The organism is Novosphingobium sp. Sphag1I (assembly GCF_056279125.1).
The window spans coordinates 44,655-63,667 of the sequence record NZ_JBWBQS010000024.1 but is presented as its reverse complement, the minus strand read 5'-3'; the positions used below and the strand labels follow the sequence as shown (position 1 = coordinate 63,667).

Sequence of the window (19,013 nt, the reverse complement as noted above, 5' to 3'; positions counted from 1 at the left end):
CGCCATTCATATCTGGGCGGCATCAGCCCCCTCGCATTCGAGGCCAAGGTGGCATAGTGAGATAGGTGACCGGCACAAATCCGTTACAAGTCCAGCAGGGCATTCATGAAGCCCTGAACCTGCGGTTCCTGCATCGCATTCTGGTTCGCGGCCTGCACCCGCCATTCGGCAGGCGTGAGACGTGGCTTCGCGCGGCGATGAGGCCGGGTGATAGTAGGCTTGGCGGGCATGGCTGGCGCAGCCAATGGAGCAGGTGCGGCTTTAGTAGCCGCTGGCTTGAGAGCAGGCTTTGGAGCCCCTGTCGCCTGCGTCGCCGCGGTGGCCGCCTGCGTTGGAGTGGGCTTTGGCGGAGCAGCGGGATTAGGAGAGGCCGCCATGGCCGCAGCGGCACCGGCAAGCAGGCTTGCCACAAGGAACAAGGTCTTCATGGACGGTTCTCCGTTTGAGGGATCATGGCGGCCGGGGAGCCAGCATCGGGCTGCACGGCGGCGGCTTGGAAGCGAGAGTTGGCAGAAGGCGCGGCAGGATTGCCGGGGGCCGGACGATCCGCCGCGCTGTCGAGTTCGCGGCTCCAGTCGATGGCATCGACATAGAGGCCGAGCGGATTCTTGCGCAGAATGTCGGCCTGCTTGGGGGGTTTGAGCGCCACTGAAACCATCGCGGTCCAGCGCGTGCTGCCCACAAGGCTGCCGCGCTCATAGGTGGTTTCGGTCCATTTGACCTGAAACGAGCGATCCGAGGCCCTAACCACGCTGGTCACCTCGACCGATACGGTCTTCTCGCCCGCCCTGGCGAAGGGATCATCGGCGCGGGCATAGTCGCCAAGGAACAGCGCGCCGCGCGGCGAGACAAAATCATAGGCCTGAAGCCAGTCGCCCCGCATCAGCACCGGATCGAGCGAGCGCGAACGGACATCCTTGATGAAACGAGCCAGAAACCATGCGATCTGCGGATCGGTAGGCTGATAGGCGCTCTGCGCCAGCGTAACCGCGCGCGCCTCGCCCAGGCGATCGACCTCGACCACATAGGGCACCACCCGGCTTTGCAGCGATTGCCAGACCAGCGCCATAGCCAGCCCACTGGCGAGCGTCAGCGTGCCAAAGGCCATCAGGCGCCAGTTGGCCGCCTGCACACGGGCATTGCCGATCCGCTCATCCCAGAGCTGGCCGGCCTTGTGATAGGGCGTTTCGGCTTGCGGTGTCTGTCCGTAACGCTGGACCGCGCGTTTGAACGGCATCATGTCAGTCCTCCTTTTCCTTGATGTCGGGATTGGCGCCGTGACCGCCGCGATCACCCGACTGCAGCACATGGGTGATCATCTGCCGGCGATGACGAGCGTTCTGGCGGGATTGCAGCTTGCGCGCCCAAACGGGCATGGCATCGCTGTTGCCTTGGGCAGCCTCGCTGCCCGGCGCACTTCCGGATTGACCTTGAGAGTTGCTGGCAGACGGGCCGGATTTGGCGTCACCATCACCGGCGGTGCCTGAAGGCCCCGCACCTTGCCCTGCTGAAGTTCCGGCCATGCTGCCGCGCGCGGCATTGTAGATGCCGCGCAGCCCGGCGCCGACGGTGCCGGCACCCGCTTCCTGCTGGCCGGTGCGGTAGGCTGAGGCGGTGGCCGACCCCATCGACGTGCCCGCGCGGACCGCGCCCAGACCAGCGCCCGCCAGCCCCCGCGCCGCGCCGATACCGGTACCTGCGGTCGCAGCAAGGCCACCCGCCGCCAGCGCGCCGGTGGCCATCGCCGATCCGGCGCCAAGCTGCGGCGCCCCGGCGACGAGACCGCTCGCAATGGTGGGACCGAAGATGCCAAGGCCCAGCAAAGCAAGGCTGGCGAGCACAAGGCTCATCGCCTGCGCTATATCGGGCTCCTGCCCCTGAAGCGCATTGGTGAACTGCCCGAAATAGGTCGAGCCGATGCCGACGATGACGGCGAGCACCATAACCTTGATCCCCGAGGTGACCACATTGCCCAGCACGCGCTCGGCGAGGAAATTGGTGCGGTTCCACAGGGCAAAGGGCACAAGGATGAAACCCGCCAGCCCTGTGAGTTTGAATTCGAGGATGGTGATGAAGAGCTGCACCGCCAGAATGAAGAAGGCGAGGATCACGATGGCCCAGGCGATCAGCAGCACGACGATGGTCAGGAAATTGTCGAAGAAGCTGGTGAAGCCCAGCATCTCGCTGGCCTGATTGAGCAAAGGCCAGGCCGCCGAGAAACCGGTGCCCGCCAGCTTGCCGGGCTTGAGCAGGTCGCTCGCCGCCATGGTGCCGCCCCCGGCGGTGATCCCGGCCTGAGCAAAGCTCTTGAAGATGATGGTCGAGAGCGCGGAGAAGTGGCCGATAATATAGGCAAAGGCGCCGACATAGAGGATCTTGCGCAGGAAGCGCGCGAGCACATCATCCTCACCGCCCAGCGCCCAGAACAGCCCGGCCAGCGTAACATCGATACCGATCAGCACCGTGCTCAGCGCATGGACATCTCCGCCCAGCAGACCAAAGCCGCTGTCGAGATAGGTCGAGAAGCCGCTCAGAAAATCGTCGATGATGTTGAGATTGTTCATGGCGCTTATGTCCTGATTTGTCCTGATGTGTCCTGACGGGAGGGAGAAGCGTGGCTGGCAAAGAGGCCGCGGGGTCCGGGGAGCATCGGGAACAGACCCCGCGACAAGGCGGACGGTGGGGGGAGGCTAAGCCCGCCGCCCTGCGGTCGGCCTCTTTGGGGCCGACTTCATAGCTGGTGCCCTCATGGCGTGTAGGCCGTGCCGGATCCGAGGAATTTGGCGGTCGCGCCCTGCGCATCGGATTGCGACTGGGTGCGATTGGCCCGGTCGATGGCCTCGGCACGGAACTGCGCGGCCATCATCGCCTGGAGCTGGAGCTGCTGTTTGGCGATGAGCGCGAGCAGTTGGTTGGTCGCCTGCGTTGCTTGCAAGGCGCCCTGCGCGCTCTGGCTGCGGCTCGAAAGGGCCGAGAGATTGACCGTGTCTGAAGCGATGTTCTCGGTGATCTGCGCCTGCACGGTCATCGTCTGCTGGAAGGCCGCCATCGAGCTGCTGAGCCGGGCGCGCGCCGCCGTTACCTGCTGACTCGAGGTCAGCGCCTGATTGAAGCTGGTGGGGAACATCGCCTTGAACTGGCTGTCGACATGGGCGACTTTGAACTCGATGCTTTGGGCCTGCGCCATCAACTGGTTCACTTGCGTCAGGGTCTGACCGATCGCTGACAATTCAGGGAAAGAGACGGTCGAGAGGTTCTTCGCCTGATTGATCAGGCTCTGCGCCTGATTTTGCAGCATGGTGATCTGGTTGTTGATCTGCTGGAGCGTGCGTGCGGCGGTCAGGATGTTCTGGCTGTAATTACTGGGATCAAAGACCGTCCATTGCGCCTGCACCGGCCGGGTCATCAGCAGGGCGGCGCTCGCCAGCATCGTGGTCGCGGTGATGAAGATAGGTTTGAGATGGGGTTTGAAGCGAAGTTTGACGCGGGGGTTGGGCGAAACAGAAGACATGGAACTTCTCCTTTCCGTTGGTTTGCGTTTGGGAATGATGGTCAGGGCGCGGCGTGCTCCTTGAGCAGGGCAGCGGCCCAGGGCAGGCCTCGTTCGGCCAGAAAGCGGGCGGCAAACTCGGATCGGGGGTGCTCGGCCAGCAGACGGTCGATCAGCCGCTGCGTCGCTGGATCGGCGGAACTGGCCAGCGCCAGCGCAACCGGCCCCAGCCCCAGTTCGAACAGGCGATTGCCGCGCGAGGATTGCAGATAATAGTGCCGCTTGGGCGTGGCGCGGCTGATCAGTTCGATCTGGCGACTGTTGAGACCAAAGCGTTCGTAGCTTGCCCGGCTCTGCGGCTCGATGGCGCGGTCATTGGGGAGCAAGATGCGCTGCGGGCAGCTTTCGATGATGGCGGGTGCGATGGTGCTTTGCGCAATATCGGCCAGGCTCTGGGTCGCGAAGATGACCGAGACATTCTTCTTGCGCAGCACCTTGAGCCATTCGCGGATCCGCGCGGCAAACAGCGGATGGTCGAGAAAGACCCATGCCTCATCGAGGATAAGCAGCGTGGGCCGCCCGGTGAACCGCGCTTCGAGCCGGTGGAAAAGATAGGTCAGCACCGGGGCAATGGCACCTGCCTGTCCCATCAGCGCTTCGGTCTCAAAACATTGAAAGTCGCTGAACGACAGATCGTCGCGGGCGGCATCGAGGAGAGCGCCGAAAGGCCCCTCAAGCGTATAGGGCGACAGGGCCGAACGCAGCATGGATGACTGGAGCAGCATGGTAAGCCCGGTCATCGTGCGCTCGGGCGCGGGCGCGCCGGCAAGGCTGGTGAGCGCCGACCAGACCATGTCCTTGATCTCGGGTGTCACCAGCACTTTCTCGTGAGCCAGCAGCGCGCCGATCCATTGCGCCGCCCATGCTCGTTCGTCAGGGCGGGTGATGTGGCGCAGAGGCTGGAATGCGATGGCGCCCTCTCCGCCTTCATTGCTCTCGTCGATACCGCCCAGCCCCAACGCATGATGCGATCCGCCGCAGGCCAGCACGGCGGCACGCGCGGACAGGCCCTTGTCGAAAATATAGATCTGGCTGTCGGGGTAGCGGCGGAATTGCAGGGCGATGAGGCCCAGCAGCACGGACTTGCCCGCCCCGGTGGGCCCGGCAATCATCATATGGCCGACATCGCCGACATGGGTGGACAGGCGAAACGGCGTCGATCCGCTGGTGCGGGCCTGAAGCAGAGGTGGCCCCGCCAGATGCTCATTGCGCGCCGGTCCCGCCCAGACCGAGGAGAGCGGCATCAGATGAGCAAGGTTGAGCGTATGGACCAGCGGCTGCCGGACATTGGCATAGACCTGTCCCGGCAGGCTGGAGAGCCAGGCCTCGACAGCATTCATGCCCTCGCGGATGGAGGTGAAGCCCAGACCGTTGACGATGCGTTCGACGGTGCGGAGCTTGTCCTCGACGCGCTTGCGGTCGATATCCATCACGGTGATCGTGGTGGTGAGATAGCCGAAGGCGACATGGTCGCCGCCCAGCGCCTGAAGCGCGAGATCAGCGTCGACCATCTTGTTGTCAGCATCGCTGTCCATCAATTGCGCAGGCTGATTGTACATCACCTCGCGCAGCATGGCGGTGACCGACTTGCGCTTGTTGAACCATTGCCGCCGCAGCTTCGTCAGCGCCTTGGTCGCCTCGGTCTTGTCGAGGGCGATGAAGCGGGTGACCCAGCGATAGGCAAAGTCCTGATGGTTGAGCGCATCGAGCATGCCGGGCTGGCTGCTGCCGGGAAAACCGAGGATCGTGACGGTCCGCAGATGCGCCTCGCCCAGCATCGGTTCGAGCCCGCCGGTGAGCGGCGTATCGGCCAGCAACCCGTCGAGATAGATCGGCACTTCGGGGACCGCGACGACGTGCTGCCGGGTCGATATCGTGCCATGGAGATAGGTCAGCGTCTCGGCATCGTCGAGCGCGGCGATCTCGGGCATGAAGCCGGCCAGCAAGTCGAGCACCCGTGCGACCTCCGCCTCGAACCGGGCAAGGCCTTGCCGCCAGTCGCGCCCGGCGCTTTCCTCGGGCCGTTCGAGCAGCACCTGCCCTGCCCGGTCGATCTGATCGGGCGCGGGCAGGAAGGTCAGGGTCAGATAGGTCCTGCTCTCGAAATGGCTGCCCTCGGCCTCGAACCCCGCACGCCTTTCCTCATCGACCAGCCATGAGGCGGCGTCGGGAAAGCTCCCTTGCGGATAGGACAGGGCCTCGCGGCGCTGCGCCTCGATATGGAGCGCCCAGCCCGAACCGAAGCGGCGCAGCACATTGTTGGCCCGCGCGGTGATCGAGACCAGTTCGGCCTGTGTCGCCGATTCCAGATCCGGCCCGCGAAAACGCAGGGTCTTCTGGAAACTGCCATCCTTGTTGAGCACCACGCCCGGCGCGACCAGCGCGGCCCATGGCAGATGATCGGCGAGCCGGTCGGCGCGGCTGCGATATTCGCGCAGATTCAGCATGAGAAATATCCTCGCTGGCGAAGGTGGCGCATCAGTACGGCGGCAAAATCGGGATCATGCCGCGCGGCAAAGACCGCGAGCGTGTGGCCCAGAGCCCATGCAACCAGTCCCGCGATCCATTGCTGGAGGCCGAGGCCCAGCGCGGCGGCCAGCGTCCCATTGACGATGGCCAGCCCGCGCGGAGCCCCGCCCAGCAGAATAGGCTGCGTCAGCGACCGATGGATCGGCGCCTCGAACCCCTCGGGATGGGTGTCAGCATCGCTCACCCGACCAGCGCTCCGCCGCCGAAACTGAAGAAGGAGAGGAAGAAGCTCGACGCGGCAAAGGCGATGGAAAGGCCAAAGACGATCTGGATCAGCCGCCGGAAACCGCCCGCCGTCTCGCCAAAGGCCAGTGTCAAGCCGGTGGTGATGATGATCATCACCGCGATGATCTTGGCAACCGGGCCTTGCACGGATTCCAGAATATTGTTGAGCGGGGTCTCCCAGGGCATGCCGGTGCCAGAGGCAAAAGCGGGACTCGTCAGCAACAGCGAGAAGGCAAGCGTGGTGCCGGTCAGAAAGACAGGGCGCAGGTTGAAGGCATGCGATTTGGTCATGACTTATCTCCTTGGGTTGGAATTGCAGGCTGGGGTGGAAGGTCTCGCGCGAGTGCGGCGAGGTCGTAGGCGCCATCGGGCCTCAGCCCGTTGACGCGCAGGACGGTTTCGACGCGGCGGGCATGGCCGCGTCCGGCGATGAAGATGATGAGGTTGATCGCCTCGGCGATGAGGGCGCGCGGCACCGTGGCGACGCTTTCCTGCACCAGCTGTTCGATGCGTTGGAGCGCCGATACCGCGCTATTGGCATGGACCGTGGCGATGCCGCCGGGGTGCCCGGTGTTCCAGGCCTTGAGCATGTCGAGCGCTTCGGCGCCCCTGATCTCGCCCACAATGATCCGGTCGGGGCGCAAGCGCAGCGTCGAGCGTACCAGATCGGCCATGGTGACATGGCCCGCCCGTGTTCGCAGGGCGACCGTGTCGGCAGCCGCGCATTGCAACTCGCGCGTGTCCTCAATCAGGATCACCCGTTCCTCAAGATGGGCCATCTCGGCAAGCAGCGCATTGGCGAGCGTGGTCTTGCCCGAACTGGTGCCGCCGACGACCAGAATGTTGCGGCGCTCGGCCACGGCATCGACGAGGGTACGGGCCAAGGGTTCATCCATGATGCCATCGCGGACATAATCGGCGAGGCGATGGATCCGTGCCGCCGGCTTGCGGATGGCGAAACATGGCGCCTGCGTCACTGGGGGCAGCAGGCCCTCGAAGCGTTCGCCTGCGCCCTCACCATGGGGCGGCAGTTCGGCCGAGACGATGGGGGCATCTGCATGGACTTCGCTTCGCGCGTGGCTGGCGACGAGGCGGATGATACGTTCGGTTTGGGCCGGGTCGCACAGGATGCCGGTATCGACCCGCCCCTGCCCCAGCCGGTCTAGCCAGAGGCGACCGTCGGGGTTGACCATGATCTCGACTACCAGAGGATCGGTCAGGGCATCGGCGATTGAAGGCCCCATCGCGCTGCTCAGCATGGCGCGGCGGCGCTGGGCGGCTATATCGGGGGCGGTGCCAGTCATGGCCGTTTGCCCTCCGTACGATCAGCGCCGAGGCTGCGCTGTCCTTGGGCCATGGCTTCCCCAACTCGCCGGACAAAAGCGTTGAAGCGATCTCGGCCCAGCGCACGGGCAGCGTCGTCACCCTCGGCAAGCGGAGGCTGGACCATCAATTCGTAGCGGATGAAGAGCGCCAGACTTTCCAGCAGCACATGACCGTCACGCTCGATCCGGCCCAGCGCCAGCGACATGCGATCAAGCCGCTGCCCAAACCGGACCTCGAGTTCGCTGGCGGCCTGCCGGTTGAGCCATTCGGTCAGAGCATCGGTCAGGACGCCCGATTTGGACGCACCGGGCTTTGCCGCCAGAGCCTCGAACCTCTGGCTCAGATCCTCGGGCAGAAAGAGCTGATAGCGCACACGTTTGGAGGACATGACCTGCCTCCCCTTCACAGGCCGGGCAGGGCATCGCGCCCTGATCCGATGTCATGATCATCGCCTTCGTTCATCGCGCGGGCGCGGACGAGATCGCTGGGCTGGCGGGCCTGATCCATGGCCTGGTTGTCAGCCCCCGGATCGACATCGTCGCGCTCCATTCCCAAAGCATCAACGGAACGGACAGGCTCTTCTACCTTGGGCATTTCCTCGCCAAGGGAAGGATGAAGCTGAAGCTGCTGGCCGCCTTCGTCGTCGTCATGGCTCGCCGACTGGTCGGTCATGGTCAGGCGGGCGTCGGGGCGGGCATCCTGTCCGGCCCATGCGTTGTCACGAGTGACTGGAGCGTCACGATAGTGGCCGCTCTCCAGCCGGGGGGCGGGAAGCAAGCGTCCCTGAAAATTGGCATCCTCGAAATAGCGCAGCTTGCGGGCGCGGATCGGCGCCATGCCGGAGATCATCACCAGTTCGTCACTGGCGGGCAATTGCATGACTTCGCCCTGGGTCAGCAAGGGCCGCGCAGTTTCCTGACGGCTAACCATGACGTGTGCCAGCCATGGCGCAAGCCGGTGACCGGCATAATTGCGCATGGCGCGCTGCTCGGTCGCCTGCCCCAGCGCGTCGGAAATACGCCGCGCGGTGCGCTCGTCATTGGTCGAGAAGGCGATGCGCACATGGCAATTGTCGAGAATGCTGTTGTGCTCGCTATAAGCCTTCTCGATCTGGTTGAGGCTCTGGGCGATCAGAAAGGCGCGGATGCCGTAGCCGGCCATGAAGGCAAGGCTGGTCTCGAAAAAGTCGAGGCGACCGAGCGCGGGAAACTCATCGAGCATCATGAGCAACTGGTGTCGGCGGGCAGTCCCCTTTTCGCCTTCAAGCTTTTCTGTGAGGCGGCGCCCGATCTGGTTGAGGATCAGGCGGACAAGCGGCTTGGTGCGCGCGATGTCGGAAGGCGGGATAACCAGATAGAGCGAGAGCGGCGTTACACCTTCGACAAGATCGGCAATCCGCCAGTCGCAGCGCGAAGTGACCTCGGCCACGGTCGGATCGCGATAGAGACCCAAGAAGGACATGGCCGTCGAAAGCACGCCCGAACGTTCGTTCTCGCTCTTGTTGAGCACTTCGCGCGCGGCCGAGGCCACGACCGGATGAACGCAAGGGTTTTCCTTCGTGCCCAGATGGTTGGTGCTCATCATCTGCTTCAGGGTGGCAACGAAAGTGCGCTGCGGATCGGAGAGGACCGTCGCGACCCGCGCCAGCGTCTTTTCTTCCTCGGCATAGAGGACATGGAGGATCGCGCCCACCAGCAGCGAATGGCTGGTCTTTTCCCAATGGTTGCGGCGTTCGAGCACGCCTTCCGGATCGACGAGAATATCGGCGATGTTCTGAGCGTCGCGCACCTCATGCTCACCGCGCCGCACTTCGAGCAGCGGATTGTAACGGGCCGAAAGCGCATCGGTGGGATTGAACAGCACGGCATGGCTGAAAGTGGCGCGCCACCCGGCCGTGAGCAGCCAGTTCTCCCCCTTGATATCGTGGATGACAGCCGAGCCGGTCCAGCTCAGCAGCGTGGGCACGACGAGGCCGACGCCTTTGCCCGAACGGGTCGGCGCGAAGGCCAGAACATGCTCAGGACCGTCGTGACGCAGGTAGCTTTGCTCGAACGAGCCGAGAAAGACGCCCGCATCGCGAAGCAATCCCGCCCGCCTGATATCGCGGCGATCAGCCCAGCGCGCCGAACCATAGGTCGTGACGTTGCTTGCCTGACGGGCGCGCCACAATGATCCCGCAACCGCTGCACCAAAGCCGAGAAAACCGCTGGTCCCCGCGATCATCCCGGCTTCGCTGAAAATGTGCGGCGCATAGGCGTCGAAATAATACCACCACGGGAATATCGACCAGGGGTAATAGACCGGCACATGCCCGAGCATGAACCATGGCGCGCCCAACCCATCCTGCCAGGCAAGGCGCCATGCCGCCCATTCGCTGGCCAGCCAGATGCCGACGAAGGCAACGGCAAAGACCATGAAAATCTGGCCGATAAGCAATTTTGTGGGGGTCATGACATGGGCTCCGGAAAGACATTTGTCAGCCCGGCAAGAGTCTCATGCTCTTTGGAAAAGGTGTTAGAACCTCAGAGTCGCCAATTGCCACCTTTGTGCCGACTCCCGTACCGCGGCGGTCTGCGATTGACTTGAAGTTCCATATTTGTTCTCATGCTGCCATGATCCGAGTCGATGATGAAATCCTGTCGCTGCACCTCGAAGTCGCGCTCGCCGTCGCGGCTCCTTCCCTGCTTGATGGGCTGACCGATAGCGATCGGCGCAAGCGGCAGGCCGCGACCTGCGAAATCGCGCGCTATCTTGCCGAAAGGATCAGAGGGCTGGACATCGAGGGGGAGCGTTATCTCACCCCGGCCACATGGCAGCGCGGGTTGTTTCCTGAAGATCTTGGGCCGATAGGTACGTCTTAACTTCCTTGTAGGCCGATTGATCAAGGCTGGATTGCAATTTTGCTCAAAGGAGCTATATAAACGCTCAAAGGAGCAAAGCATGGCAACGACTGTAGAGCAGGATCGTAGAGTAGCGTCGGATGGGCGGAGTTTTGCCTACCGGGAACTCTACAGCGCGTCGCCGGTGGATCGGGTGAGCCTCATCAAGGCCGGCGTGGCCGCCAAAAGGGTCAAGTTGCTTGTCCGCGAAATGCACGTGGATCAAGGCGTGATCTTCAAGGCCCTGAACCTCAAGACCGCGACCGTCAACAAGAAGGCGGCCAAGGATCAGGATCTGTCAGCTGAGGAAGGCGAACGGGTGGTTGGTCTCGCCAAGCTTGTCGGCCAGCTGGAAACGATGATTGCGGAGTCGGGCGATCCCACCGGGTTTGACGCCCCGGCATGGTTGTCGCGCTGGCTGCGCGAGCCGCTTCCAGCACTTGGCGGCAGGCAACCGATTGACCTTCTCGACACGATGGAAGGGCAATCGATCATCTCGAATGCCCTCGCCACCATCCGCAGCGGAGCCTATGCGTGAGCCAATTGCTTTGGCGTATTGCGACGGATACGCCGGACTATGAGGCCGATGACATGTCGGGTGAAGGGGCAAGAATCACTGGTGGCCGCTGGAACGAGAAAGGTGTCGCCGTCGTCTATGCGGCGAGCAATCGCTCGCTGGCTTGCCTGGAGACGGTGGTTCATCTGAATTCCGGCGGGTTGCCGCTCAATCGCTATCTGGTGCAGATCACGGTGCCCGACGATCTTTGGGCTGCTGCCGAAGTAATCACCGCAGCAACGGCGCCGGTGGGTTGGGACGCCGAACCGGCCGGGCGCGCCAGCATCGCATATGGTACAGTCTGGGCGCATGGCCTCCGCTCGGCGCTATTGCTGATCCCTTCGGTCATCGTGCCTGAGGAAACCAATGTGCTGATCAACCCGGCGCATCCCGATGCGGCAAGGGTGACTGCGAGCAAGCAGCGCAAGTGGCTTTACGATCCCCGCATGGTGCGGTGATACTAGGAAATCCGAAGGGACAACGGTCGCTTACGACACACCCGGCCCGCCGCGCTGGCGTCCAAAGGTCCAGTCGATCCTGCCTTCTCGCATGATCCCCGAAACGCCCTGACCGACACGTCGTTCAAGCACCGGACGCCAAGGCACCAAAGTGAAATCCTTCGACCGCTCGATCAGCGCATACCGCCCACCGGTCAGTTCGACCGAGCGAGCCAACCGCCCCTCGATCCTTTCGCCCGGTCGCGCTTCCATGAAGTTCAGCCCCAGTTCTTGCGAAAGCTGCCCCGCCATCCGCAGCAACTCACGTCGCCGCAGATCCTCGATCATCCCGGGCTTGTAATGGGTCGCGCCATCCTTGATCTCGGCGAGTTGCTGATCGACGAGCCATTGCCGCCGTGCATCCAGCACCCCGCGCAACTCCTGCCCGTAACCAGCTTCACGCAATGGAACGGGCGTCTTCGATGTCAGTTCGCGATCGAGCCAGGTCGCAGCGTCGGCACGGGTCAATTGCGCCGGTGCAATGGCAGAAAGCACGGTGACCGTAACAGGTCGTTCGCGGTCGAGACGCGCCTCATGGGCGGCGACCTTCTCAAGATGATCGGGCGTGATGATCCAGCTTCCATCGGCCTCACGTACGAGATCGCGCGATCCGCGCCGGATCGCCTCGAGCCGCCGGACATGGGTCTGGGCGAAGGCCTCGCTCGCCGCCGGACCATGGCGCAGATGAGCGTCAACGGAATAGCTCCCGCCGGCAGCCTGCGCCACTGCCATGATCGTCCGGTCGGCCTCCCTTACCCCGCCGCCTCTAGGCGCGATCTGCACCACCGCGTCCTTGGCCATCGGATCAACGGCATCTCCCCTGCCAATCGCAACATAGTGCGTCCGTCCATCGGTCCCATCAACCAGCAGGTAATGGCGGTCGGCCAGTTCATCGGCAAGACCTCGCATAACCAGCCGTCCGACGACTGGCGTGGCGCCTCCAGATGGATGGTAGATGCGCTGGTCGGCTGGAGCGCGATCAAGCTCACGCGCCGAGAGTTCGCGCTGCATGGTGCGAATGATATCGCCCTTTTTTCCCATCTGCCGCAGCACCTTTTCCAGCCCTTCGGCAAGCTGCCAACGGTCGCCTGACAGCGGCGCGGCAAGCCCCATGCTTTCGAGCTTGCGAAGCCTTCCCATCCGTAGCGCTGGGGAGATATTTCCGCGATCACCGAGAGCCAGCGTCCGCTCTTTATCCATATTGCGCAGCAGAGCCCGGTCGATCGATGTCAGCCGCTCGGCATTCATGTCATGCCGCAGACGCTCCTCGATTTCGAGATCAGTGCGCGGCCCCAGATCGAGCGTCACGATGCGGCTGGCCTGCTCGCGAATGCCATGGGAAATGTAATCACGCGCGATCACCAGATCCTTCCCGTTCTCATCCTTTCCGCGCAGGATGATATGGCTGTGGGGATGACCGGTGTTGTGGTGATCGACCGCCACCCAGTCGAGCTTTGTACCAAGATCCTCCTCCATCCGCCCCATCAGTTGGCGCACGAAAGGTTTGAGATCGGGATATTGATCGCCGTCCTCAGGGGAGACGATAAAACGGAACTGGTGACGGTCTCCGTCGCTGCGTTCGAGAAAGGCTTTCCCCTCGGCGCAATCCACAATCGCATCATAGGCCTTGCCCGGCGCGCCTTCGCGAGTGACGCCATCACGCTCGATATAGCGCAGATGAGCCTTGGCTGCCGCTATCCCCTTCCCTGCCAGCATAACGAGTCGGGTCTTGACCACCACCCGACGCGCGCGAAAGCCGGCGCGCGGATCGCCCGAGGTCAGAACCCGGGCGCGCGCCGCGCCCCGACCGATCCTGCTGCCATCGAACTGTCCGCCACGCCCCCGTCCGCGCAGGCCGGCGCGCCGCGCCGCGCGCACCACCTGCGAGAGGTAGCGAATAGTCTTTCCGCGATCACCGATTTGCCCGAGGCGCGGCTCGAAATCGTCGCTCATTTTGCGTCCTTCCCACCGGAATGACGCTCCCGCAGCCGATCATGCCATAGCTGTAAAAAGCCGCAAGCCGTCTCGCAAAATCGCCATCAAGTCATTGATTTATATAAACATAGATCAATACTATCTCGCCCCCGCCAGTGCCTGTCTCGTAAATTCAACTCAAAAAAGGATGTGCAGACAATGACTTGCAAGATCTCGAGAGATCTTGCTTCTATCTTGCCTTCCCTTTCCCTGCCTCCTTCCAGCCCATCATCCCCTCATGCATCGGACAAACCATCGCCCCGCCCGGCCTGATACCCACCCCGGCGCTCGACCATGAAAAAGGCCCGCGAAAGGCCCCTTCCGGCAACCTTCCGCAGGCCTTCTAGATCGCTCAATCGCGCGTCAAAAGCCGCGCGCATTCCGCTTTTGCCGCTGCCAATTCGGCCATGATCCGCCCGCGTTCGCGCTTCGTCCGGCAGTTCGAAAGCTCGGCGCGCAACTCTTCGATATGCTGTTCAATGCTCATGACTGCCTCCTGATTGTCGCAAGACAGGAGGCGTGCCCGGCGCCGCGCGTGCCGGGTCAAGGACCGCAAAGCGGCCGCGCCAGCGGCGATGGGGGTCACGATTTTTCGGGGGCGGAGCGAGGCCGGGATGATGCAATTATCTCTCGCCCGCCCCCGAAAAATGGTGGGCCCCGTCGTCCTTGAGGCGGTGCGCGCGGCGCCGGATAATGGGCGGACCGCAGCAGACATCCCCCCCCGGACCTCTCCAATTTGACGGGCCGACAAAGGCTGACGAGACAGCCTGTGAGCGCCCCGGACAGGGCAAAAGGCCCCGCAACCCTGGAGGTTGCGGGGCCGGTCGACTGCCTTATTCGCCGGGGTTCCAGATGATCGCATAGCTGTCATCGTCATCCTGCCCGGCAGCCCGGCCAAGATTGGCGTAAAGGGTGCGCCGCCCCAATTCGGGAGCCGACATCGAGAGGCGAATATATTCGCGCTGGGACACTTCACCGGTGCGGATCCAGCCGCCGCCCAGTTCCACGCCGCCGGCCAGAACGCGATAATCGGGCTGTTCCCCGGTCTTGCCGCGATTGGGAATGATGGTGATCTCGGCGCTCACCGAGAGGGTGCGAATCTGGCCCTTGAAGCTGCCATCTTCGAGGCGTTGCACATATCCGATTGCGGGCATTGGTCATCTCCTTGGTCTTCGCCCGAAAACCGCTTCCGGGCGATGGGCGTGCCAAAGGGACGGCTGCAACGGGGCCGCGAACCGTCAGGCCGCAACGCAGTGGAGGACCGGAGCCGCGCGCTGATTTGAGAGGCGAAGCCGGGCGCGAGGAGGCTGCGGGCTTGCCCGTGGCCGGGGAAATCAGGGCGCGGCGATGGTTTCGCGAAGCCGTGGCCGTCCCAGGTCACAGCCCGCTCGGCAGGCGGTTTGACGGCAGATCGCAATGAGCAAAACCGTGGACAATCGGGGTGCCTCACCTGGGCAGCCGGGGCGAAATGAGCGAATCTCAAAGGCCGAGAAAAGCCGTCATTCCAGACCCGTGAAAGGGGAACAGATGAGCGCGATATTCTTGACCGTCCGGCGACTGATCGAGCGACTGGCACCTGCGCCGGTCTGTGTATCCTGCATCGCGGATCGCCTCTCCCTGCCGCTTACCGACGATCTGCGGGCAACCCTTGGCGAACTGGCCGTCGAGCGGGGCTTTGATCGTGAGCGCGATCATTGCAGCCTGTGCGATAAGGAGGGGACCGTGATCCGCAGACAAGGCAAGGCGGCCTGAGGCGGAAGGAAGGCACCGATGCGTCTGTCAGCCCGCCGCCTGATATTCGCGTAATTCAGCACAAAGATCGTCAAACAGATCGAAGAATAGACGTTCGAGCCCAGCCTCTGTCCCGGAAAATGCGGCAGCGGCATGGGGTAAGGCCAGATCGCTCGCAATCATCCGGCCGGTCACGAGAAAAGCAGGATTGCATGCCCGCGCCGCCTCCAGATCGCCGGTGCTGCGCATAGCGCGTGACACAAGCCAGAGGATTTCAATCAGGCGATCCCCCGGCGTGAGCACGGTTTCATCACCGCCTCCTCGCCGCGCGCAGATCGCCTGTCCTTGGCTTTCCAGCCAAAGTTCATTGCCGGATCGGGCCAAGGATTTGGCCCGTTGTGGCGGCGACAGATCAGACGACAAGCGACACCTCGATCTCGCTGCCTTCCTCGATATGCTCGCGTTTGCGGACATCGGCCTTGAGCGGCAAAAGCCATCCGCCGGTCTCGCGGTGAGGAAAGATCGATGTGCGCCATGTGGTCATACCGATGGTTGCGCGCACCGGAAGCGATCCGAAACCCGCCGTCAGCCCCAGCGAAGCCAGCTTAAGCTGAGCGGCTGCTTCCCCCTCGATACCGACAAAAAACCAGCGCATAGGCTTCTCGCCGCTGCGCGCCTGCCAGACCCAGACCTTGCCGGTGAAAGTAACTTCCTCGCGCTCGCTCATGGCAGTGTGGCGCTGATTACAACGCCCGTCATTCTGCCCGTCACCGGGTTCATCCGAGCGTTATCTTGGGCATGAAATGGCATGGGCATGGTGCCATCATGCCGCGCCGATGCGAAGGTGCCAAGCCGCTTTGAGGCATGTTTCAACACCTTCAAACAAGGCGAACCAGTTCAAAAACTCATCATAAAAGCGCCGCCCGGTCCCCTTGGGGATCGGGCGGCGCACCATGCATTACCTAGCGCGAACGACGATCATCCGTCCCTGACCGCCTGTTCGCGATCAGCAGATGCCTGCGCATTTTCCAGAGCGCGCGACAAGCCGCTGCGGGGCGTTTCGGATTCGATATGGTCGGCAAAGACCGCGCACCAGCCGCCGCCAAATTCACCGATGCGCGGCTTCGAGCAGGTCCGCCTCGGCAAGCTGGCCACGAAAGGCAAAGCTGCCCTGCACCCGGCAATCAGCCATGATCTTCCTCCTCAGCCTTGCCAATATCTGCGATCATCAGTGGCGGAACGGTGAGGTCGGCATGAGAAAACCATGCCATGATGGCCTCGAAACTGCCCAAAGCACCTGCCTTCGCCCTGTCGAGCAGGACTTCATCCTCGTCATCAGTCAGGTAGTTCATGACTTTGCCTTGCCCATGGAAAACCGCGCGTTGCGGCCCCCATGAACCGCAACCCCCGCACCAGCGCGTGAAGACCAATCCCCGCTCGATGCAGAAGTCTTCGAGCGCGTCAAACCGGCCCCATGGCACTTCATGGGCCATAAGCGAGAGTGGCTGGCCAGTGACGCAATCGGCAGCGCTAAAAGGCTCGCCATCCCATTCGAGCGAGAGTTCCTGATCGGCGATACGCTCAATAAAATCATCAAGATCGGCAGGCGACAGAATGCCGCCAACGGTGATGGAAGCTGAAACACAGTCAACCATGGGACTATCCTTTCAAGAAAAGAGAGCGCCTTTCAAGGGAAAGAGAACGGGCCGCGCGGGACCGAAGGGAGCGCGGGGACCGGCCCGGTTTTTCAAGAGTAACGGGCGGGGATAGCGTCCATCCCCGCCGCGCCTCATGCGGCCAGCGTCACGCCGCCATCAGGTTCACCGGGGCCATCGGGGCTTTCCGGTTCATCGGAACCATCGCCCCCTTCGAGAGCATCTTCCTCTCCGCCCGGCAGGTCATCCTCGGCCAGTTCATCGGGCAAATCATCGCCCTCACCATCCCCCGACAATTCACGCCGGGCGCTGGCATCGGCGGCCAGTGCGGCCTGATCGACCGTGCCGACACCGCCGCGCGCGGTATAGACGGAAGGCGGGAAGGCCATCCAGCGCGGCACCCAACCCTCACGCTTGTCGCGCCCATCCGTGCCTTCGAGATGGCCACGGATGATCGACTTGACCACCTTGGTCTTTTCGCCCGCATTGGCGCTGGCGATGGTCGCGCCCGCGACTTCCGCCATCATCGCGGTGAGCACTTCACGGTCGCGGGCCAGCTCGAAAAAGGCATCGTCGGCCTGCCAGTAGGGAGCCATATCCATGGCAATATGCTGGCCGATCACATCGATGATCGCGCTGCCCGAAGCCAGCGTTTCACCCATCACCACCGCGATGACGGCAAGCAGATCAGCATCGCCGAGTTCCATCAGGCGCAGAAAAATGACGACCAGATCGCTGCCCATACCATTACCCAGACCGGTGACGGTCGGCTCGTCAGGATCGAGGGAGAGCAGGGCAATCGCCTTGCGCCGCGCCGCATCAAAATCGGCTTCGCCCCGGCTGTTCTCGATGCTCTGGGCAATCGCATCATTACGGGTCGCCTGCTTCTCGATATGGACATTCCAGAGCGAGGAACCGGCGATGGCATGGGCCACCATCAGGCGCAAAGCCAGCCCGCCGTGATCGATCAGCGCAGCGCGCAAGGCGGCATGGCGGTGCAGATCGATATAGCATTGCATCGGCCCGGTCATTTCCGGCCTCGGGGGTTTGGCCACCGGGCTGACCGCCTCGCCGCGCTCGATGCGGCGGGCTTCCTTGGCGGTGACATAGCCTTCGTGGAAGATCACCTCGCCATTGGCGCGCACGTCGATATAGACCCGCCCGCCCTTGCGCTTGGGGGCCTTTTCATGCTCCCAAGTGTGGAAATGTTCAGCGGGCGGAACGATCACCACATCGGGCCAGCCTTCTTCGAGATAGACCGCGCGGCGCTCGGCAATAGCAGCATTTTGCGCAGCCCAGAAGGTTTCGGCATCGGCAAAATAGCTGTCCTCGCCAAAGAGGTCGGCAACGATACCCTTCCTGTCGGCGGTGTCGAAAAGGGCATGGGTGACCGGGATCGACTGCCCGCCAAACAGCCATTGCTTCAACTGATAGCCGGTTGGGCAATAGGCATCGGGATCATCATAAAGCGCCAGCCATGCCTTTTGCCGGCTCTTGCTGGCCATGGTCAGATGGCGAATGGTGGTGGCATCGACCTCCTTGCTGCGATAGGCCTCGCGAATGCGCGGGAGCAGATTGCCCAGCGCAAGGATGCGGCGCACGCCAAGTTCGGGCAGGCCGAAGGTGGTGGAAAGTTCCTCCACGGCCCGCCCTTCGCGCACCAGACGGGTAAAACATTCCCAGCGGGTTACCTCGTCGGGATCGAGACGCGCGCTGTTCTCGATCAGCGAGGCCTCGATGGCATCGGCATTCTCGCCGCTTTCGAGGATGGCGCAGGGCATCGGATCGACCTCCTGCCCCGCCGCACGGCGTTCCTCGGCCAGCAGGCTGGCCGCATGAAACCGCCGCGCGCCCGCGACAATCTCGAAAGTTTCGGGGCTACCATTTTGGCGCACCAGCACCGGCACGATGACGCCATGGCGGCGCATGGTCGGCAGGATGTCGGTGACATCGGGCGCTTTCTTTGAAAAGCGCATATTGGTCTTGCTGACACAAAGCTTGCCAAGTTCGATAAAGTCGAGTTTCATGACTCTTACTCCAAGCGAGTACCGGTCCGCCTGTTCCTTCCAAGAGTGGCGGACCGGTTTTGAT

22 protein-coding genes are annotated in these 19,013 nt (G+C 63.0%); 4 read left to right on the top strand and 18 right to left on the bottom strand.

Translation table 11 applies throughout. From position 1 onward, the window contains the following. Positions 1-83: 83 nt before the first annotated feature. From ACZ9HU_RS20680 to ACZ9HU_RS20635, 10 genes are all read right to left on the bottom strand, one after another. Complete coding sequence (locus ACZ9HU_RS20680) at positions 84-428, bottom strand: hypothetical protein (protein ID WP_476107789.1); 345 nt, start codon at positions 426-428, stop codon at positions 84-86. Next, positions 425-1,237 carry a conjugal transfer protein TrbF gene (trbF, locus tag ACZ9HU_RS20675; protein ID WP_476107792.1) on the bottom strand — a complete coding sequence of 271 codons (813 nt, stop codon included), beginning with the start codon at positions 1,235-1,237 and terminating at the stop codon, positions 425-427. The genes ACZ9HU_RS20680 and trbF overlap by 4 nt, the downstream gene beginning before the upstream one ends. Before the next feature lie 4 nt (positions 1,238-1,241). Then, on the bottom strand, positions 1,242-2,564 hold the full coding sequence (gene trbL, locus ACZ9HU_RS20670) for a P-type conjugative transfer protein TrbL (RefSeq protein ID WP_476107787.1): 1,323 nt from the start codon (positions 2,562-2,564) through the stop codon (positions 1,242-1,244). 182 nt (positions 2,565-2,746) lie between these two features. Then, a complete protein-coding gene (gene trbJ, locus ACZ9HU_RS20665) occupies positions 2,747-3,511 on the bottom strand; it encodes a P-type conjugative transfer protein TrbJ (protein WP_476107786.1) in 765 nt (254 codons plus the stop codon). A gap of 41 nt (positions 3,512-3,552) precedes the next feature. Next, positions 3,553-5,997 (bottom strand): conjugal transfer protein TrbE, encoded by a 2,445-nt coding sequence (trbE, locus tag ACZ9HU_RS20660; protein ID WP_476107785.1) that lies wholly within the window; start codon positions 5,995-5,997, stop codon positions 3,553-3,555. Further along, a complete protein-coding gene (locus ACZ9HU_RS20655) occupies positions 5,991-6,263 on the bottom strand; it encodes a VirB3 family type IV secretion system protein (RefSeq protein WP_292690866.1) in 273 nt (90 codons plus the stop codon). The genes trbE and ACZ9HU_RS20655 overlap by 7 nt, the downstream gene beginning before the upstream one ends. Then, positions 6,260-6,595 carry a TrbC/VirB2 family type IV secretion system protein gene (locus ACZ9HU_RS20650; RefSeq protein ID WP_476107784.1) on the bottom strand — a complete coding sequence of 112 codons (336 nt, stop codon included), beginning with the start codon at positions 6,593-6,595 and terminating at the stop codon, positions 6,260-6,262. The genes ACZ9HU_RS20655 and ACZ9HU_RS20650 overlap by 4 nt, the downstream gene beginning before the upstream one ends. Beyond that, positions 6,592-7,608, bottom strand: coding sequence for a P-type conjugative transfer ATPase TrbB (gene trbB / locus ACZ9HU_RS20645; RefSeq protein ID WP_476107783.1), 1,017 nt, complete (start codon positions 7,606-7,608; stop codon positions 6,592-6,594). Before trbB ends, ACZ9HU_RS20650 begins: the two co-directional genes overlap by 4 nt. Then, positions 7,605-8,018, bottom strand: coding sequence for a CopG family transcriptional regulator (locus tag ACZ9HU_RS20640; protein ID WP_476107782.1), 414 nt, complete (start codon positions 8,016-8,018; stop codon positions 7,605-7,607). Before ACZ9HU_RS20640 ends, trbB begins: the two co-directional genes overlap by 4 nt. Positions 8,019-8,032: 14 nt before the next feature. Next, positions 8,033-10,081 carry a conjugal transfer protein TraG gene (locus ACZ9HU_RS20635; protein WP_476107780.1) on the bottom strand — a complete coding sequence of 683 codons (2,049 nt, stop codon included), beginning with the start codon at positions 10,079-10,081 and terminating at the stop codon, positions 8,033-8,035. 161 nt (positions 10,082-10,242) lie between these two features. Between ACZ9HU_RS20635 and ACZ9HU_RS20630 the strand changes: the two genes are divergently transcribed. From ACZ9HU_RS20630 to parT, 3 genes are all read left to right on the top strand, one after another. Next, positions 10,243-10,491 carry a hypothetical protein gene (locus ACZ9HU_RS20630; protein WP_476107778.1) on the top strand — a complete coding sequence of 83 codons (249 nt, stop codon included), beginning with the start codon at positions 10,243-10,245 and terminating at the stop codon, positions 10,489-10,491. A 79-nt stretch (positions 10,492-10,570) separates the two neighbouring features. After that, positions 10,571-11,047: an antitoxin Xre/MbcA/ParS toxin-binding domain-containing protein gene (locus tag ACZ9HU_RS20625; RefSeq protein ID WP_476107776.1), complete on the top strand. Its 477-nt coding sequence runs from the start codon at positions 10,571-10,573 to the stop codon at positions 11,045-11,047. After that, positions 11,044-11,523, top strand: a complete 480-nt coding sequence (gene parT, locus ACZ9HU_RS20620) for a type II toxin-antitoxin system Prs ADP-ribosylating toxin ParT (RefSeq protein WP_476107775.1) — start codon at positions 11,044-11,046, stop codon at positions 11,521-11,523. Before ACZ9HU_RS20625 ends, parT begins: the two co-directional genes overlap by 4 nt. Before the next feature lie 30 nt (positions 11,524-11,553). Here parT and rlxS read toward each other — a convergent pair whose 3' ends face one another. The 3 genes from rlxS to ACZ9HU_RS20605 all read right to left on the bottom strand — a co-directional run bounded on the left by rlxS (position 11,554) and on the right by ACZ9HU_RS20605 (position 14,690). Continuing rightward, on the bottom strand, positions 11,554-13,515 hold the full coding sequence (gene rlxS, locus ACZ9HU_RS20615; RefSeq protein WP_476107774.1) for a relaxase/mobilization nuclease RlxS: 1,962 nt from the start codon (positions 13,513-13,515) through the stop codon (positions 11,554-11,556). Between the two features lie 373 nt (positions 13,516-13,888). Then, positions 13,889-14,023, bottom strand: coding sequence for a hypothetical protein (locus ACZ9HU_RS20610; RefSeq protein ID WP_476107771.1), 135 nt, complete (start codon positions 14,021-14,023; stop codon positions 13,889-13,891). 346 nt (positions 14,024-14,369) lie between these two features. Continuing rightward, positions 14,370-14,690 carry a DUF736 domain-containing protein gene (locus ACZ9HU_RS20605; RefSeq protein ID WP_476107769.1) on the bottom strand — a complete coding sequence of 107 codons (321 nt, stop codon included), beginning with the start codon at positions 14,688-14,690 and terminating at the stop codon, positions 14,370-14,372. A gap of 373 nt (positions 14,691-15,063) precedes the next feature. Here ACZ9HU_RS20605 and ACZ9HU_RS20600 point away from each other — a divergent pair, with 373 nt between their 5' ends. Continuing rightward, positions 15,064-15,288 carry a hypothetical protein gene (locus tag ACZ9HU_RS20600; RefSeq protein ID WP_476107768.1) on the top strand — a complete coding sequence of 75 codons (225 nt, stop codon included), beginning with the start codon at positions 15,064-15,066 and terminating at the stop codon, positions 15,286-15,288. Positions 15,289-15,315: 27 nt separating this feature from the next. Here the strand turns inward: ACZ9HU_RS20600 and ACZ9HU_RS20595 are convergent, their stop codons facing one another. The 5 genes from ACZ9HU_RS20595 to ACZ9HU_RS20575 all read right to left on the bottom strand — a co-directional run bounded on the left by ACZ9HU_RS20595 (position 15,316) and on the right by ACZ9HU_RS20575 (position 18,949). After that, positions 15,316-15,570, bottom strand: a complete 255-nt coding sequence (locus ACZ9HU_RS20595; RefSeq protein ID WP_476107767.1) for a hypothetical protein — start codon at positions 15,568-15,570, stop codon at positions 15,316-15,318. Positions 15,571-15,679: 109 nt separating this feature from the next. Further along, positions 15,680-15,994, bottom strand: a complete 315-nt coding sequence (locus ACZ9HU_RS20590) for a DUF1905 domain-containing protein (protein ID WP_476107765.1) — start codon at positions 15,992-15,994, stop codon at positions 15,680-15,682. Between the two features lie 251 nt (positions 15,995-16,245). Further along, positions 16,246-16,422: a hypothetical protein gene (locus ACZ9HU_RS20585; RefSeq protein WP_476107763.1), complete on the bottom strand. Its 177-nt coding sequence runs from the start codon at positions 16,420-16,422 to the stop codon at positions 16,246-16,248. 29 nt (positions 16,423-16,451) lie between these two features. Then, positions 16,452-16,922, bottom strand: coding sequence for a hypothetical protein (locus ACZ9HU_RS20580; protein WP_476107762.1), 471 nt, complete (start codon positions 16,920-16,922; stop codon positions 16,452-16,454). A 134-nt stretch (positions 16,923-17,056) separates the two neighbouring features. After that, positions 17,057-18,949, bottom strand: coding sequence for a ParB/RepB/Spo0J family partition protein (locus tag ACZ9HU_RS20575; RefSeq protein WP_476107761.1), 1,893 nt, complete (start codon positions 18,947-18,949; stop codon positions 17,057-17,059). Between the last annotated feature and the right edge of the window lie 64 nt (positions 18,950-19,013).

Bases quoted from the DNA above. Each gene is read 5' to 3' on its own strand.
- ACZ9HU_RS20680 (WP_476107789.1), bottom strand. From the start codon at position 428: ATGAAGACCTTGTTCCTTGTGGCAAGCCTGCTTGCCGGTGCCGCTGCG.
- trbF (WP_476107792.1), bottom strand. From the start codon at position 1,237: ATGCCGTTCAAACGCGCGGTCCAGCGTTACGGACAGACACCGCAAGCC.
- trbL (WP_476107787.1), bottom strand. From the start codon at position 2,564: ATGAACAATCTCAACATCATCGACGATTTTCTGAGCGGCTTCTCGACC.
- trbJ (WP_476107786.1), bottom strand. From the start codon at position 3,511: ATGTCTTCTGTTTCGCCCAACCCCCGCGTCAAACTTCGCTTCAAACCC.
- trbE (WP_476107785.1), bottom strand. From the start codon at position 5,997: ATGCTGAATCTGCGCGAATATCGCAGCCGCGCCGACCGGCTCGCCGAT.
- ACZ9HU_RS20650 (WP_476107784.1), bottom strand. From the start codon at position 6,595: ATGACCAAATCGCATGCCTTCAACCTGCGCCCTGTCTTTCTGACCGGC.
- trbB (WP_476107783.1), bottom strand. From the start codon at position 7,608: ATGACTGGCACCGCCCCCGATATAGCCGCCCAGCGCCGCCGCGCCATG.
- ACZ9HU_RS20640 (WP_476107782.1), bottom strand. From the start codon at position 8,018: ATGTCCTCCAAACGTGTGCGCTATCAGCTCTTTCTGCCCGAGGATCTG.
- ACZ9HU_RS20635 (WP_476107780.1), bottom strand. From the start codon at position 10,081: ATGACCCCCACAAAATTGCTTATCGGCCAGATTTTCATGGTCTTTGCC.
- ACZ9HU_RS20630 (WP_476107778.1), top strand. From the start codon at position 10,243: ATGATCCGAGTCGATGATGAAATCCTGTCGCTGCACCTCGAAGTCGCG.
- ACZ9HU_RS20625 (WP_476107776.1), top strand. From the start codon at position 10,571: ATGGCAACGACTGTAGAGCAGGATCGTAGAGTAGCGTCGGATGGGCGG.
- rlxS (WP_476107774.1), bottom strand. From the start codon at position 13,515: ATGAGCGACGATTTCGAGCCGCGCCTCGGGCAAATCGGTGATCGCGGA.
- ACZ9HU_RS20610 (WP_476107771.1), bottom strand. From the start codon at position 14,023: ATGAGCATTGAACAGCATATCGAAGAGTTGCGCGCCGAGCTTTCGAAC.
- ACZ9HU_RS20605 (WP_476107769.1), bottom strand. From the start codon at position 14,690: ATGCCCGCAATCGGATATGTGCAACGCCTCGAAGATGGCAGCTTCAAG.
- ACZ9HU_RS20600 (WP_476107768.1), top strand. From the start codon at position 15,064: ATGAGCGCGATATTCTTGACCGTCCGGCGACTGATCGAGCGACTGGCA.
- ACZ9HU_RS20590 (WP_476107765.1), bottom strand. From the start codon at position 15,994: ATGAGCGAGCGCGAGGAAGTTACTTTCACCGGCAAGGTCTGGGTCTGG.
- ACZ9HU_RS20580 (WP_476107762.1), bottom strand. From the start codon at position 16,922: ATGGTTGACTGTGTTTCAGCTTCCATCACCGTTGGCGGCATTCTGTCG.
- ACZ9HU_RS20575 (WP_476107761.1), bottom strand. From the start codon at position 18,949: ATGAAACTCGACTTTATCGAACTTGGCAAGCTTTGTGTCAGCAAGACC.